The sequence below is a fragment of the Rhodoferax sp. AJA081-3 genome (genome assembly GCF_017798165.1).
Classification (GTDB): domain Bacteria; phylum Pseudomonadota; class Gammaproteobacteria; order Burkholderiales; family Burkholderiaceae_C; genus Allorhodoferax.
The window spans coordinates 1,421,792-1,437,126 of sequence record NZ_CP059068.1; the positions used below are offsets into that span (position 1 = coordinate 1,421,792).

Consider the following 15,335-nt stretch of genomic DNA (forward strand, 5'->3'; position numbering starts at 1 on the left):
TTGTCCTAAGCGGACTGGCGGCTTTTCCAATAGCGCCAGCCCAACCAGGCGCCGCCTATCAGTAGCAGCCCGAAGATGCCATGCTGGAACTGGCGCAGGATGCCGAACATCCAGTCCCAGTTCTGGGCACCAAAGTAGCCCAGGTACACCCAGATCGGCACGCTGATGAGGGCGGCACAACCGTCCATCAGCAACCAGGTCGCAAAGCTCACCCGGTGGCTCATGCCTGCCGTAAAAAAGACGGGTGTTCGCAGGCCCGGCAAAAAGCGGGCAACAAACATGACCCATTTGCCATATTTGTGAAAAGCGTCCTGCGCCTTGGCAAACCGTTCCGGAGTAAGTACCCGCCGAAACCCCGGCAGCTTGACGATGCGTGGCCCATACAGGCGGCCCAGTCCGAACATGATGCCATCGCCAACCAGCACCCCGGCCATGCCTACGGCAAACATGGTGTGTACATCGGCGTGGCCCAGGCCGGCGATGACACCACCGGCCACCAGCGTTACGTCTTCGGGAATCGGGACTCCAAATCCGCAGATCAGAAGCATCACGAAGACGGCGATGTAGCCATACTCCGTAAAAATCGGCATCAAAGTTTGAAAAACGTCCATGGATCGCAATACCGGCAGGGCCTGTAGACGCATCCAATAGCATCCCCGCAGGACCCAGCGCGGCCCAGTGTAACGCCAGTGGTCTGCACCGTATGAGATGCGGCCGCAGGGCCGCGCGGATTTACAGCGCCAGACGTGCCCTGGCCTGCGCGTATTCCCGCTTCAGCTGGGCCACGAACTCCGCCGCACCCTGCACCTTGTTGATCACACTGATGCCCTGGCCACAGCCCCAGATTTCTTTCCAGGCCTTGGCGGAGTTGCCGCCAAAATTCATCTTGCTGGGGTCGCTGACCGGCAGGTTCTCGGGGTCCAGCCCTGCGGCGCGGATGCTGGGCGCCAGATAGTTGCCGTGCACACCGGTGAACAGGTTGCTGTAGACGATGTCGTCGGAGCCCCCATCCACAATGGCCTGTTTGTAGGCTTCGGTAGCACGCGCCTCTTCGGTGGCAATAAAAGCCGAGCCGATGTAGGCAAAGTCCGCGCCCATGGCCTGCGCCGCCAGCACCGCATCACCGGTGGAGATGGAACCCGACAAGGCCACCGGCCCATCAAACCACTGGCGTATTTCCTGGATCAGCGCAAACGGGCTCTTCACCCCCGCGTGGCCGCCTGCACCTGCGGCAACGGCGATCAGGCCATCGGCGCCCTTTTCAATCGCCTTGCGTGCATGTTTGTTGTTGATGACGTCGTGCAGCACCACACCGCCATAGCTATGGGCCGCGGCATTGATGTCTTCGCGCGCACCCAGCGAGGTGATGATGATGGGCACCTTGTACTTGACGCACAGCGCCATGTCATGCTCCAGCCGCTCGTTGCTCTTGTGCACGATCTGGTTGATCGCAAAAGGTGCGGCAGGTTTGTCGGGATGGGCGGCATTGTGGGCGGCCAGCGCCTCGGTGATTTCTATCAACCACTCTTCCAACTGCTCGGCCGGGCGCGCATTGAGCGCGGGCATGGAACCCACTACGCCGGCAATACATTGGGCAATCACCAGCTTGGGGTTGCTGATGATGAACAGCGGCGACCCGATGACGGGAAACGGCAGGCGGTCAAGGGGCGCAGGGAGCTTGGACATGGCAATTCCTGTTGTGAACCAATAGTTTTATGGAAAAAACACCTCTAGCCCCCGTCAATACTCGACAGGTAGCTATTGATTTAATAGCAACCAATGGATCTCAGAATGCATCCAGTGGCAGGGCCGTGACACAATCCGCGCCTTCCACAATGCTGTCGCGCAGGCCACCGGCCTTGACCAGCAGGTGGTCGGCATAAAAACGCGCCGTGGTGATCTTGGCCTGCATAAAGGCCACGTCGCTGCCTGCTGCGATCTGCTCTTGAGCAACCAACAGCGAACGCGCCAGCTGCCAACCGGCCATCACATTGCCGGCCAGCATCAGGTAGGGCACGCTGCCCGCAAACACGGCATTGGGGCTGGCCTTGGTGTTGCCTGCGACAAAGTTAACCACGTCCACAAAGGCTTCACGGGCAGACTTCAGGCGCTTGGCAACCGCCAGCGCATCCGCTGTACCACTCTTCAACAACTCGGCTTCGGTGGTTTCAATCTGCGCCGCCAGCGCCTTGCCGGTCTGGCCGCCATCACGTGCGGTCTTGCGCCCCACCAGGTCATTGGCCTGGATGGCGGTGGTACCTTCGTAGATGGTCAGAATCTTGGCGTCGCGGTAGAACTGCGCCACGCCGGTCTCTTCGATAAAACCCATACCACCATGCACCTGCACCGCCAGGGACGTCACTTCCAGGCTCATCTCGGTGCTGTAACCCTTGACCAGGGGCACCATGAATTCGTAGAACGTCTGGTTGTCCTTGCGCACTGCGGCGTCCGGGTGGTGGTGGGCGGCGTCGTAGGCGGATGCGGCCACGCTGGCCATGGCGCGGCAGCCTTCCACGTAGGCACGCATCGTCATCAACATGCGGCGCACATCGGGGTGGTGGATGATGGGCGCACCGGCCTTGATGGAGCCATCGACCGGGCGGCTTTGCACCCGCTCGCGCGAGAAACGCACCGCCGTCTGGTAAGCCAGTTCGGCAATCGCAATGCCCTGCACGCCCACGCCGTAGCGCGCGGCGTTCATCATGATGAACATGTATTCCAGGCCACGGTTTTCTTCGCCGACCAGGTAACCAATACCACCACCGTTGTCACCAAATTGCAGCACGGCCGTGGGGCTGGCCTTGATGCCCAGCTTGTGTTCGATGCTGACGCAGTGCACGTCATTGCGCGCACCCAGCGAGCCATCTTTGTTAACCATGAACTTGGGCACGACAAACAGGCTGATGCCCTTGACACCTTCGGGCGCGCCGGTGACACGGGCCAGCACCAGATGGACGATGTTCTCGGCCATGTCGTGTTCACCCCAGGTGATAAAAATCTTGGTGCCAAAAATCTTGTAGCTGCCATCGGGCTGGGGCTCGGCACGGGTGCGCACAGCGGCCAAATCACTGCCGGCCTGGGGCTCGGTCAGGTTCATGGTGCCGGTCCATTTGCCACTCACCAGGTTTTCCAGGTAGGTGGCTTTCAGGTCGTCCGAACCTGCAGTCAGCAGGGCTTCAATCGCACCGTCGCTGAGCAGCGGGCACAGCGCAAAACTCATGTTGGCGCTGTTGACCATTTCGCCACACACCGAACCAATGGTCTTGGGCAGGCCCTGGCCGCCGAAATCGGTGGGGTGTTGCAGGCCTTGCCAGCCGCCTTCGGTGAACTGTTGGAAGGCCTCCTTGAAGCCCGGGGTTGCGGTGACAACACCGTCCTTCCAGCTCGACGGGTTCAGGTCACCGGCGCGGTTCAGCGGCGCCAGCACACCCTCGGTGAACTTGGCAGCTTCTTCCAGCACAGCCTGCGCAGTGTCAAAGCCGGCATCTTCAAAGCCAGGGATTTGTGCGATCTGGTCGATCTTGGCCAAATGCTGGATGTTGAACAACATGTCTTTGACGGGCGCAACGTAACTCATGGGGAACTCCGGGGATAACAAATAGAGAGAAGAAAGCAAAAAAAGGGCATCCCGTGGGATGCCCTGTTCGGGTCGCGCTTTACAGCGCTGCGGTTAACTCTGGCACGGCGACAAAGAGGTCTGCCTCCAGACCATAGTCGGCCACACTGAAGATGGGCGCTTCGGGGTCTTTGTTGATCGCAACGATGACCTTGCTGTCCTTCATACCGGCCAAGTGCTGGATGGCGCCGCTGATGCCGGCTGCGATGTACAGCTGGGGCGCAACGATCTTGCCGGTCTGGCCCACTTGCCAGTCGTTGGGCGCATAACCGGCGTCCACCGCTGCGCGGGATGCACCCAGTGCCGCGCCCAGCTTGTCGGCCAGCGGGGTCATGACGTCCATGAACTTCTCGCTGGAACCCAAAGCGCGGCCACCGGAGACGATGATCTTGGCGGCTGTCAGTTCAGGGCGGTCGTTCTTGGCGATTTCAGAGCCCACAAAGGTGGCTTGTGCGCTCGCACCGACGGCTGTCAGCACTTCCACTGCGGCGCTACCACCAGTGGCAGCAGCGGGGTCAAAACCAGTGGTGCGCACGGTCAGTACCTTGGTGGCTTCCGCGCTTTGCACGGTGGCGATGGCGTTGCCCGCGTAGATGGGGCGCTCAAAGGTGTCGGGGCTGTCGACCTTGGTGATGTCGGAGATCTGGCCCACGTCCAGCTTGGCAGCCACGCGCGGGGCAATGTTCTTGCCCGATGCGGTGGCGGCAAACAGGATGTGGCTGTAGTTGGAAGCCACGGCCAGCACCTGGGCTGCTACGTTTTCGGCCAAGCCGTGGGTGAAACCATCACCTTCGGCGTGCAAGACTTTGGATACGCCGGCGATTTGCGCAGCGGCCGCGGCAGCGGCGCCGGCATTGTTGCCAGCCACCAGCACGTGCACGTCGCCACCACACTTCAGTGCAGCGGTCACGGTGTTCAGGGTTGCACCCTTGATGGAACTATTGTCGTGTTCAGCGATAACGAGGGAAGTCATGGTCGTGTTCCTTAGATAACTTTGGCGTCGTTCTTGAGCTTGGAGATCAAAGTGGCCACGTCGGGCACCTTGATACCGGCGCTGCGCTTGGGTGGCTCGACCACTTTCAGGGTCTTGATACGCGGCGTCACGTCCACACCCAGGGCTTCGGGCGTCAGCACATCCAGTTGTTTCTTCTTGGCCTTCATGATGTTGGGCAAGGTCACATAACGGGGCTCGTTCAGGCGCAGGTCGGTGGTGACAACGGCGGGCGTGGTCAGCGACACAGTCTCGGAGCCGCCGTCCACTTCGCGCGTCACATTAACCTTTCCATCGACCACTTCGACCTTGCTGGCGAAGGTGCCCTGGGGCAGATCGGCCAGCGCAGCCAGCATCTGGCCGGTCTGGTTGCAGTCGTCATCAATGGCTTGTTTGCCCAGGATGATCAAACCGGGTTGTTCTTTTTCGACCAGGGCCTTGAGCAGCTTGGCCACCGCCAGCGGCTGCAACTCAACCGCGGTTTCGACCAGGATGCCGCGGTCCGCACCGATGGCCATGGCGGTGCGCAGGGTTTCCTGGCACTGGGTCACGCCGCAGGAGACGGCGATGATCTCGGTAACGATGCCCTTTTCCTTCAGACGCACAGCCTCTTCGATGGCGATCTCATCAAAGGGGTTCATGCTCATTTTGACGTTGGCGATGTCCACGCCGGTGCCATCGGACTTGACCCGCACCTTGACGTTGTAGTCCACCACGCGCTTGACGGCGACCAAAGCTTTCATAGCTCTCACTCCAGTAGTTAGAAAAAGGGGTTTACCTTTACGTAAACGTCAACTCACTCGATTCTATGCCGCACTGCGTTCAGGAGAAACGCCTGTCGTCCAGCCGACATGAATATATCCAAAAAAAAGAACGATCGTGCTTTTTTGAATTATACCCTGACATTTTCGCCCCGCCAGCCCGCTGCAGGGGGCCCAGCTGTCACCTTTGGTGCACCACCCGCTGCGGGTAGGGAATCTCGATGTTGTTGGCCCGCAGCGCCGCCAGGATGGCGCGGTTGATGTCGGAGCGCAGGTTCATCTGGCCGTTTTGCACGTCGCGCACCCAGTAACCGACGGTGAATTCCAAGCCGTCCGCACCAAAAGCCGACAGGTAAATAGCGGGCATGGGGTCGCGCAGCACCCGCACCTGTGCCAGGGCCGCCTCTTGCAGCAGTGCAGTAACCTGGTTCACGTCACTTTCGTAGGCGACCGACACCACAGTCGTCTGGTACACATGGGGATCGGCCAGCGACAGGTTTTCCACCCGACTGGTGATCAGCATCTCGTTGGGCACGATGGACTCACGCCCACCCGGGGAGCGCACCACGGTGTAACGGGCGTTGATCTGCGTGATAGCGCCTTCAAAGTTGTCGACCCGCACGGTGTCACCAATACGCATGCTGCGTTCGGCCAGGATCACAAAACCACTGATGTAGTTGGCCGCCAGCTTTTGCAGGCCAAAACCAATACCCACACCGACCGCACCGCCCAGCACCGACAGCGCTGTGAGGTCGATGCCCACCACCGACAGCGCCACCATCAGACCGACAAACATCAACAACGCCCGGGTCGCGTTGCTCACCGCCTTGCGCAACGACAGCTCGCCCCCCGTAGCCGACCGCAGCAGGCGGGTCTCTATGGCCGACGATATCCACAGCGTGAGTATCAGCACAGCGCCGGCCGTCAACAGGCCTTCAATCATGCTGCGCACGGACAGCGTGGCGCCACCCACCTTCCACTTGATCAAATCCAGTTCGTTCAGCACCACGGGCAACAGGCCGCTGACCCACAGCACCATGGCCAGCCAGGCCACCCAGGAGATGGTGTGCTCCAGCGAACGGGCCCAGCGCGCCTCTTCAAACGCTACGCGCAAGACCTTGACCCCCATGCGGATGACCACCAGGGACACCAGCACCGGTATGGCCACCTTGAACACCGCAATCCGCACAAAATTGCCCAGCACCGCCATGGCCACAGAACCCAGGCACAACAGTACCAGCGGGAACAACACGCCGTCCACCGCCCGTTCACCAAACAGGATGGACTTGCCGTCGTACGTGCCCAGCGTGCGGCGCATCAGCGCGACCAGACCCCAGGACATGCCCACACACAGTGCCAGCGCCGCCAGCTCAACCAATACTGTTGTTTGTGTGAAGGCTGCCAGCCAGCCGTCCAGGTCGTCTATGGGTTGGGGTGCGGAAGTTTTTGCCATGTTTGCCATTACAGATCTGCCAATACGCGAATGTGGGCTTCCACGCTTTGCGCCAATGCGTCCAGGTTGTAGCCACCTTCCAGGCAGGACACGATACGCCCCTTGGCATGGCGCTGCGCCACCGCCTTGACGCGCTGGGTGATCCAGGCGTAGTCCGCCTCCACCAGGCCCATCTGGCCCATGTCGTCCAGGCGGTGGGCATCAAAACCGGCGCTGATAAAAATCATCTCGGGTTTGTAGGCTTCCAGCCGGGGCAACCAGTGCGACTCGACCAGTTCCCGCACCTGCGGGCCTTTGGTATAGGCCGGCACCGGCACATTGACCAGGTTGCTGGCATGGGAGCGGGAGCCACCCTCGGGGTAAAAAGGGTGCTGGAAAAAACTGACCATCAGGATGCGCTGATCGCCCTTCACGATGTCTTCTGTGCCGTTGCCGTGGTGCACGTCAAAGTCGACGATGGCCACACGCTTGAGGCCATGGCGCTCCAGCGCGTAACGCGCCGCAATGGCCACGTTGTTCAAAAAGCAAAACCCCATGGCCTGGTCGCGGCAGGCATGGTGGCCGGGCGGGCGAATGGAGCAAAAGGCGTTTTCCAGCTCACCGGCCATCACCGCATCCGTGGCCGCCAGCGCCGCACCGGCAGCACGCAGGGCGGAATCCCAGGTGTGAACGTTCAGGGAGGTGTCGGGATCTATCTGTGCATGCTGTGGGCCACCGGCGGCAATTTCCTCGCGCAGGCCATCGGTCAAACCCCGCAACGCCGCCACATGCATGCGCCCGTGGGCCAGCTCCAGGTCGGCGATGGCAGCAATAGGCGCCTCGCGCCGGTCCAGCGCGTCACCCACACCACTGATCAATAGTCGGTCTTCAATGGCAGACAAACGCTCGGGGCATTCGGGGTGCCCCGCGCCCATTTCGTGTTTCCAGCAATCGGGGTGGGTAAAGTAACCGGTCTTGTTCACCAATGCACTCACAAATCAAAATTTTCGGGTAACGTCCTGCCATGGACGCTCAACACAAACTCAAATCCCTGCTCGACCAGCTTAACACGGTGATTGTGGGCAAACCCACACAGATCCAGGATTGCGTGGCTTGCCTGCTGGCCGGTGGTCACCTGCTGATCGACGACGTGCCGGGGGTTGGCAAAACCACGCTGGCCCATGCCCTGGCCCGCACCTTTGGCCTGCAGTTCTCGCGGGTGCAGTTCACCTCGGACCTGATGCCCAGCGACCTGTCCGGCGTCTCGATTTACGAGCGTGGCAAAGAAGCCTTTGTGTTCCACCCCGGCCCCATCTTTGCCCAGGTCTTGCTGGCCGACGAAATCAACCGCGCCAGCCCCAAGACCCAAAGTGCGCTCTTGGAGGCCATGGAAGAAAAACAGGTCACGATCGAAGGCGAGACCCGTCCCCTGCCCCAGCCCTTCTTTGTCATCGCCACCCAGAACCCGCTGGACCAGTTGGGCACCTATGCCCTGCCTGAGTCGCAGATGGATCGTTTCCTGATGCGCATCTCCATCGGTTACCCAGACCGCCTGGCCGAACGTGAACTGTTGGCCGGCCACGACCGGCGCGAGATTGTGGAGCGCCTGCCCAGCCTGCTCTCGCAGTCCGAACTGCAGCACCTGCAGGAACAGGTGCTGGCCGTGCATGCTGCTGGCCCGCTGCTGGACTATGTGCAAGACCTGATCGCCTCCACGCGCTCGGGCAAGTGGTTCCTGCAGGGCCTCTCGCCGCGTGCCGGCATTGCCGTGGTGCGGGCGGCCAAGGCGCAGGCGTTGCTGAGCGGACGGGACTATGTGGCCCCGGATGACGTGCAGGCCATGCTGCCGCAGACCATTGCGCACCGGCTGATCCCAGTGGGTGACTCGGGGCGTGGCGCAGTAGAGCAAGTGCGCGCCATGCTGGCTGCAGTGCCGCTTCCGTAATGGCTTCTGCAAACGCCCCCCGGTGGTGGAACCCCGTTGCACTGGTGCGGGGGCGCTTCCAGCGTTGGTGGCAAGCCCGGTTGCCGCTGCGCGACAGCACCACGCTGACCCAGCGCAACGTCTACATCCTGCCCACCGGGCCGGGCTTCATGCTAGGGGCCACGCTGCTGGTGCTGCTGATTGCCTCCATCAACTACCAGCTGAATCTGGGTTATGTATTGACCTTTCTGCTGACAGGTAGCGCCGTGGTGGGCATGCATGTCTGCCACAGCACCCTGCGCGGAATAACTATGACTTTGATAGCACCAGAAGACCATTTCGCGGGGGCTAGTGTCACAATTGGCGTAAACCTTCTGAGCGACAAGCGCTCCGTACGGTATGGCATAGGTCTGGCAGTGTTGGGCACCGACCACTGGAGCTGGACCGATGTACCGGCCCAGGGCCGGGCCAAGGTGCAGGTGGCATTTCAGGCACCACACCGCGGCTTGCACCGCGTGCCGGCACTCACGGCAGAGACACGTTTCCCACTGGGCACTTTTCGCGTCTGGACCGTGTGGCGCCCGGCCGCCCAGGTGCTGGTCTACCCCGCACCCGAGCTGCACCCGCCGCCACTGCCCCCCGGCGAGGCGAGGGCCGGTGGCCAGGCCACAGTGCAGCGCCAAAACACCGGTGAGTTTGATGGCGTGCGCGCTTACCGCCGTGGCGACCCCCTCAAACTCGTGGTGTGGAAAAAAGCCGCCAAGACGGACGAACTGGTCAGCCGCGACGCCCAGCAAGTGCAACGTTTCGAGCTGTGGCTGGACCTGGCCCACACCGGCATCGCCGGTGCTACTGCGGGTGGCGCGGCGATGGAACAAGCCCTGTCGCGCCTGTGTGCCTGGGTCTTGCTGGCGGACAAACAAGGCCTGCACTATGGCCTGCGCCTGGGCGGCCAGGAAATCGCCACCGGCAGCGGCGAAGCCCACCGGCGCAACTGCCTGCAAGCCCTGGCGCTGACCCACACTGGCGCGGCGGAGGTCTGATGCTGCAAGCCCTTAAAAACCTGCCCCGTGAAGCACGCGACACGCTGTTTCTGCTGGCCGTTATCGCCTGGGTGATCGCACCCCAGGTCAGCAACCTGCCGCTGTGGTGCAGCACCATGGCGGGGGCCTTGCTGCTGTGGCGCGGATACCTGGCAGCGCGCAGCCTGGCGCTGCCATCGCGCTGGTGGTTGTTCGGTCTGCTGGTAGTCGCTACCGCAGCAACTTACTACACCCACCGCACGCTGGCCGGGCACGAGGCCGGCGTGACCTACATCGTCGTATTGTTGAGCCTGAAGACGCTGGAGATGCGCACCCAGCGTGACGCTTTTGTGATCTTTTTCCTGGGTTTCTTCACACTGTTGAGCAACTTCTTTGTCTCGCAGAGTCTGTTGACCGCCATGGCCATGCTGGTGGGGCTGCTGGGCCTGCTCACGGCCCTGGTCAATAGCCATATGCCGGTAGGCAGGCCGCCGCTGCTGCAGGCCGCCAAAACAGCCGGCTGGATGGCCTTGCTGGGTGCGCCCATCATGGCCATCCTGTTTGTGTTGTTCCCACGCCTGGCGCCGCTGTGGGGGGTGCCAGGTGAAGCACCGGGTGCCCGCAGCGGGCTGTCTGCCAGCATGCAGGTGGGCACCATTGCCAGCCTGGCGCTGGACGAAAGCATCGCCATGCGGGTGCGTTTTCGGGGGACGCCACCCGGCCAGGGCAGCATGTATTTCCGCGGGCCTGTGTTGTCGACGTTTGACGGCCGCGAGTGGCGCACCTTGCGACCCGGTGCACGCACCGCGCCACCCACCGGCGCCGAGCTGCAAGTGCTGGGCAACCCCGTGGACTACGAGGTCACGCTGGAGCCCAACAACCGCCCCTGGGTCATGGTGCTGGATGCCACGGAGAACCGGCCCGATCTGAAAGGCTACCGGGTCACGATGGCGCCCGATCTGCAGTGGTTTTCCGACCGTCCCATCACCGAACTCGTGCGGTACTCGGTGCGCAGCCACACCGCCTTCCGCTACGGGCCGTCGGAACGGGTTCCCGCTCTGCAGGACTACCTGGGCCTGCCCCTCAATTCCAATCCCCGCACCCAGCAGTTGGCAGGCGAGATGCGCCGTGATCCGCGGTACGCCGGTGCAGGTACCCCTGCCATGGTGGCGGCAGTGATGGAACGCCTGCGCACCGGCGGCTACACCTACACCCTGGAGCCCGGCGTGTTTGGCACCCACACGGCGGACGAATTCTGGTTTGACCGCAAGCAGGGGTTTTGCGAACACATCGCATCGAGTTTTGTGGTGCTGATGCGTGCCATGAACATACCGGCGCGTATCGTCACCGGATACCAGGGCGGCTCGCTCAATACCGTGGATGGCTTCTGGACCGTGCGCCAAAGTGATGCCCACGCCTGGGCCGAAGTGTGGGTGGCAGGCCAGGGTTGGATACGGGTAGACCCCACGTCGGCCGTGGCACCCTCGCGTATTGCCAGCCTGACCCGGCTGGTGGCGCCCAGCAACGTGTTGTCCCAAGCCCTGAGCCGAGTGAACCCCGCCTTCACCGCCCAATTGCGTGCCATGTGGGAGGCTGCCAACAACAGCTGGAACCAGTGGGTGTTGAACTACTCACAAAACAAGCAGCTGGAGCTGCTGCGCAACATCGGGTTCGAGTCCCCCAGCTGGGAAGACCTGACCTATGTGCTGATCGCCCTGGTGGTGTCAGCCAGCGCCATCGGTGCCGCATGGACGCTTTGGGAGCGCCACCGCCAGGACCCCTGGCTGCGCCTGCTGCACGGTGCGGCGCTGCGGCTGCGCAAAGCCGGGCTGCAAGTGCCAGACACAGCGCCGCCGCGCCACATCGCCGCCCTGCTGCACCCGCCCACAGCGGCCAACCAGCACGCCAACCCCGACCTGGCCACCATCGCCCAGTGGTTGCTGCGCATGGAGGCCTGGCGCTATGGCCCGCATGCCCGCCCTGCGCGCGCGCAACAACTGGCTACACTGCAACGCGAGTTCCGCTCTCTGCCCTGGCCCCAACGCATACCGTGAATCCCATCCCCACCGTGATACGTTATCTTTCACTATTTACTACAGTTTTTATAGCTATACAGGCAATATCGGCGGGGGCTAGCGACCTAAAACCCTTAAACCCTCCGGCCAAATCCCGTTACGAGGCAACACCGGCACCAGCCAGCCATGGGCATGCAGGCCCCAGCAAACGGGCCAAGCGCAGCAAACCCGCAGCACCCCGCAAGGCCGAGACCACCGGCCCGCTGTACGCCACCCGCACCGACGCCATGTTGGCCGCCGACGGCATTGCCCAGCGCCTGGGCCTGGAACCACAGTGGGTGCGTCAGGCCATTGGCCAGTCGAACTACATGCCCGGCATTGCCCGTGCAATTTCGCCCCCACCCGTGGGCACCCAAAAGAACTGGACCGTCTACCGCAGCCGCTTCATAGACCCCATACGCATCAACGCCGGTGTGAAGTTCTGGCGCGACAACCGCGAAACCCTGGAGCGTGCCGAGCAGCAGACCGGGGTGCCGGCCGCCATCATCGTGGGCATCATTGGCGTGGAGACCATCTACGGGCAGCAGGTCGGCACCTACCGCGTCATGGATGCACTGACCACACTGGCCTTTGATTTCCCCAGCCAGCACCCCCGCGCCGAAGCACGCACCGCGTTTTTCCTGTCCGAGCTGGAAGCCTTTCTGGCCCTCACCCACCGCACCGGCACCGACCCGCTGGCCCTACGCGGCAGCTATGCCGGCGCCATGGGCCTACCGCAGTTCATGCCGTCGAGCTGGGCCAAATACGCGGTGGATTTTGATGGTGACGGCCGCGTGGATCTGTTCCACAGCGCGGCGGACGTCATTGGCTCGGTGGCCAACTATTTCAAGGCCTTCCAGTGGCGCCCCGGCATGCCCACGCACTACGCGGTACGCATGAACGCACAGGGCGAAGACAAGGCGGCCCTGCTGGCGCCCGACATCCTGCCCACCTTTACGCCCGCCACCATGGTAGCCAAGGGTGCCGAGCTGGACATCTCGGCCATGCAGCACAGCGGCCCGCTGGCCCTGGTAGAGCTGCAGGACGGCGACCGCCCGCCCCTGTACCTGGCGGGCACCGAAAACTTTTACGCGATTACCCGCTACAACTGGAGCAGCTACTACGCGCTGGCCGTGATTGAACTGGGCCAGGAAGTGACCAACGCCATGTCAAAATAAACCATGATAGAACCCGCACTGTCCACCAGCACACCGCCACCGGAAGAAGACGTCACCACCACGCTCTACCGCGCGGCCATAGGCCCGGTCAGCAACGGTTACTACCTTCCTATCTTCACCCGCTTTGAGGCAGCAGACCATGCTGGCATCAGCTGGAACTCGGCGGCCAGCCTATTGACGCTGAACTGGCTGGTGTTTCGCAAACTGTGGGTGGCCGCGCTGGCCTATGTGGGCATCCTGGTGGCGGTGGCGCTGCTGGTGTTTGGCATTGCACGCCTGGTGTTCCAGTTTTCCGACACGTTGATGATGGCGCTAGGCATCGGCTTTGGCCTGGCGGCCTTTGTGCTGCCTGGTCTGTTTGGCAATGCCCTGTTCCACACCGAGTGCCGCAAGGCCATGGCCAAGGCACTGACGGGCCACGCCAATGTGGCCGACGCGCGGGATGCCCTGCTGCGCCAGGCCAGCACCCGCAACCGCCTGTTGGCACTGGCAGCGGCCAACGTTGCCGTTATGTTGCTGGCGGCACTGGCCTACCAGCAGTTTTCTGCACTGAGCCAGGTGACCGTTTTGCCACACGGTGCGCTGGAGGCGGGCAACGTGGCCGTCGGGCGAACCACGGACGCGACAAGCCCTGTTCGTGTGGTGCCGGCGCCCGTAGCCAGCGCCGCGGCATCGGCGGCTGCAGTCGCGGTCTCTGCTTCCGCGTCTGCGCCCGCGTCTGCTGCATCGGCTTCAGCCACTGCCGCCTTGGAACCTGCATCCGCGCCGGCGCCTGCAACATCTGCCGCCGCACCTGGCTTGGCACTGGCAGCCAACCAAGCAACAGCCGCCGCATCCCTGCCGACGACGGCAACCGCCAGTGCGGCAACGGCGGCCGCTACCGTGGCGGCCTCTGCCGCTGCCTCTGTCACTTCCGCTACGGCAACGCCTGCGCCAAGCACAAAAGCATCAGCCCCGCCCGCCGCCCCCGCCCCTGCAAAACCCGCGAGCGCAAGCGCCAGCAAGACCAAGACAAAACCGCAGCCTGTTAGCGCCAAAACCAGCACACCAGCGCCCGCACCTGCCGTTCAGGTGCGCGCCGCCAAAGAGACCGAGAAAACCAAGGCGACCAAGAAATCAAAAGCCGCTGTAGCCAGCGAACCGGCGCAAAAGGCGGCGAGTGCAGCGTCCAGCATCGCCGCTGCGCCCACCAAGTCTTTCTTCATCAACGTGGGGCTGTTTGGCGTGCCCGAGAACGCCGCCAAGGCGCATGCCAAACTGCTGGAGGCCGGGCTGCCATCGGTGATGAAAGAGCTCAAGTCCAAGACCCGCCAGATCCGTGTGCGAGTAGGACCCTATGGAACCCAGGCACAAGCCGACGCTGCTGCCGAGAAAATCAAGGCGCTACAACTGGACGCCTCCATAGTCCAACTGTAGCCCCCACGCTCGTCGCTTCGCGTACTGCGCCGCCCTCAGGCCTGCTCCAGCCGCTCGTATTCGGCGATAACCTGCGCGCCGATCAGCAGCAGGGCGGCCACAATTTCCATGCAAAACAGGGCCACTACCGCGGTGGTCAGGGAGCCATAAACCACACTGGTCTTGGACAGGGTGGTGAAGTACCACACCAGCAGGTGGCGGATGATTTCCCAGACCAGGCTGGCGGCCAACCCGCCAATCAGCGCATGGCGCACCGGCATGCGCCCAACCGGCAGCGTCAGGTAGATGGAAGCCACAATCAGCGTCTCGGCCGCAAAACCCATCAGGTAGAAAAACACGCCTGACACGCCCACCAGCGACCATTCGCGGCCCAAGAGCCAGATGCTTTCTTCCGCCAGTGTCTGCAGGCCAATGGTGGCCACGGTCAGCACCAGCAGTGCCAGACCTAGGGCCAATACAAAGGCGTAAGGGATCACTGCCGAGACCAGCCGGTGGCGCTTGAACCGCAGCCCGCGGTGCGCAAAAATTTGCCCCATGGCCTTCTCCAGAATGCCAAAGGCCAGGGAACTGAAAAACAGCATGGTCACCAGCAACAAGGCCCCGATGGTGACCCGGTTGTCCAGAAACACATTTACATCCCCCAGCACGGCCTTGGACTGGCTTGGCACCAGCCACTCCAGGTAACGGCCCAGGGCCATCAGGAGCTCGGACTGGTCTACCCAGTGCGACAGCGCTATGACCGACAGAATCAGCAGCGGCACCATGGACAGCAGTGCGTAATAGGCTATGGCACCGGCCAGCATCAGGCCCTGGTTGGCACTAAAGGCGCGCAGCACCTGTAGGGCAAATGCCAGCGGGTGGGCAACGATATACCGCGTGGCTTTGCCAGCCGGAACAAAAGGCAGGTTCATCATCCGCCGACTGTAAGCCCTGCGAAGCAA

At 62.5% G+C, this 15,335-nt stretch carries 13 protein-coding genes; 5 read left to right on the top strand and 8 right to left on the bottom strand.

Translation table 11 applies throughout. The annotated features are described in order from the left end of the window. Window positions 1-5 precede the first annotated feature (5 nt). The 7 genes from HZ993_RS06590 to HZ993_RS06620 form a co-directional block, all read right to left on the bottom strand. Window positions 6-611, bottom strand: a complete 606-nt coding sequence (locus tag HZ993_RS06590; RefSeq protein WP_209396452.1) for a DedA family protein — start codon at window positions 609-611, stop codon at window positions 6-8. A 121-nt stretch (window positions 612-732) separates the two neighbouring features. Further along, entirely contained in the window at window positions 733-1,686 is a 954-nt protein-coding gene (locus HZ993_RS06595) for a nitronate monooxygenase family protein (protein ID WP_209396453.1), read from the bottom strand. A 100-nt stretch (window positions 1,687-1,786) separates the two neighbouring features. Next, a complete protein-coding gene (locus HZ993_RS06600; protein ID WP_209396454.1) occupies window positions 1,787-3,577 on the bottom strand; it encodes an acyl-CoA dehydrogenase in 1,791 nt (596 codons plus the stop codon). Between the two features lie 79 nt (window positions 3,578-3,656). Beyond that, the gene (locus HZ993_RS06605; protein WP_209396455.1) at window positions 3,657-4,589 is read right to left on the bottom strand and encodes an electron transfer flavoprotein subunit alpha/FixB family protein; all 933 of its coding nucleotides are present in this window, start codon (window positions 4,587-4,589) and stop codon (window positions 3,657-3,659) included. 11 nt (window positions 4,590-4,600) lie between these two features. Then, entirely contained in the window at window positions 4,601-5,350 is a 750-nt protein-coding gene (locus tag HZ993_RS06610) for an electron transfer flavoprotein subunit beta/FixA family protein (protein WP_209396456.1), read from the bottom strand. Between the two features lie 199 nt (window positions 5,351-5,549). After that, window positions 5,550-6,821, bottom strand: coding sequence for a mechanosensitive ion channel family protein (locus tag HZ993_RS06615; RefSeq protein ID WP_209396457.1), 1,272 nt, complete (start codon window positions 6,819-6,821; stop codon window positions 5,550-5,552). A gap of 8 nt (window positions 6,822-6,829) precedes the next feature. Further along, a complete protein-coding gene (locus tag HZ993_RS06620) occupies window positions 6,830-7,783 on the bottom strand; it encodes a histone deacetylase family protein (protein ID WP_209398310.1) in 954 nt (317 codons plus the stop codon). Between the two features lie 41 nt (window positions 7,784-7,824). On the opposite strand from HZ993_RS06620, the gene HZ993_RS06625 reads away from it, so the two are divergent. Genes HZ993_RS06625 through HZ993_RS06645 form a run of 5 tightly spaced genes read left to right on the top strand, consistent with a single transcriptional unit; the run spans window position 7,825 to window position 14,394 of the window. Then, on the top strand, window positions 7,825-8,745 hold the full coding sequence (locus tag HZ993_RS06625) for a MoxR family ATPase (RefSeq protein ID WP_209396458.1): 921 nt from the start codon (window positions 7,825-7,827) through the stop codon (window positions 8,743-8,745). After that, a complete protein-coding gene (locus HZ993_RS06630; RefSeq protein WP_209396459.1) occupies window positions 8,745-9,767 on the top strand; it encodes a DUF58 domain-containing protein in 1,023 nt (340 codons plus the stop codon). The genes HZ993_RS06625 and HZ993_RS06630 overlap by 1 nt, the downstream gene beginning before the upstream one ends. Beyond that, complete coding sequence (locus HZ993_RS06635; protein WP_209396460.1) at window positions 9,767-11,800, top strand: DUF3488 and transglutaminase-like domain-containing protein; 2,034 nt, start codon at window positions 9,767-9,769, stop codon at window positions 11,798-11,800. Before HZ993_RS06630 ends, HZ993_RS06635 begins: the two co-directional genes overlap by 1 nt. Further along, window positions 11,797-12,978, top strand: a complete 1,182-nt coding sequence (mltB, locus tag HZ993_RS06640) for a lytic murein transglycosylase B (protein WP_371816970.1) — start codon at window positions 11,797-11,799, stop codon at window positions 12,976-12,978. Before HZ993_RS06635 ends, mltB begins: the two co-directional genes overlap by 4 nt. A gap of 3 nt (window positions 12,979-12,981) precedes the next feature. Further along, window positions 12,982-14,394 (top strand): SPOR domain-containing protein, encoded by a 1,413-nt coding sequence (locus HZ993_RS06645; protein ID WP_209396461.1) that lies wholly within the window; start codon window positions 12,982-12,984, stop codon window positions 14,392-14,394. 35 nt (window positions 14,395-14,429) lie between these two features. On the opposite strand, the gene HZ993_RS06650 is transcribed toward HZ993_RS06645, so the two are convergent. After that, window positions 14,430-15,308, bottom strand: coding sequence for a YihY/virulence factor BrkB family protein (locus HZ993_RS06650; protein ID WP_209396462.1), 879 nt, complete (start codon window positions 15,306-15,308; stop codon window positions 14,430-14,432). Between the last annotated feature and the right edge of the window lie 27 nt (window positions 15,309-15,335).

Coding starts and splice junctions, on each gene's coding strand:
- HZ993_RS06590 (WP_209396452.1), bottom strand. CDS start 611: ATGGACGTTTTTCAAACTTTGATGCCGATTTTTACGGAGTATGGCTAC.
- HZ993_RS06595 (WP_209396453.1), bottom strand. CDS start 1,686: ATGTCCAAGCTCCCTGCGCCCCTTGACCGCCTGCCGTTTCCCGTCATC.
- HZ993_RS06600 (WP_209396454.1), bottom strand. CDS start 3,577: ATGAGTTACGTTGCGCCCGTCAAAGACATGTTGTTCAACATCCAGCAT.
- HZ993_RS06605 (WP_209396455.1), bottom strand. CDS start 4,589: ATGACTTCCCTCGTTATCGCTGAACACGACAATAGTTCCATCAAGGGT.
- HZ993_RS06610 (WP_209396456.1), bottom strand. CDS start 5,350: ATGAAAGCTTTGGTCGCCGTCAAGCGCGTGGTGGACTACAACGTCAAG.
- HZ993_RS06615 (WP_209396457.1), bottom strand. CDS start 6,821: ATGGCAAAAACTTCCGCACCCCAACCCATAGACGACCTGGACGGCTGG.
- HZ993_RS06625 (WP_209396458.1), top strand. CDS start 7,825: ATGGACGCTCAACACAAACTCAAATCCCTGCTCGACCAGCTTAACACG.
- HZ993_RS06630 (WP_209396459.1), top strand. CDS start 8,745: ATGGCTTCTGCAAACGCCCCCCGGTGGTGGAACCCCGTTGCACTGGTG.
- HZ993_RS06635 (WP_209396460.1), top strand. CDS start 9,767: ATGCTGCAAGCCCTTAAAAACCTGCCCCGTGAAGCACGCGACACGCTG.
- HZ993_RS06645 (WP_209396461.1), top strand. CDS start 12,982: ATGATAGAACCCGCACTGTCCACCAGCACACCGCCACCGGAAGAAGAC.
- HZ993_RS06650 (WP_209396462.1), bottom strand. CDS start 15,308: ATGATGAACCTGCCTTTTGTTCCGGCTGGCAAAGCCACGCGGTATATC.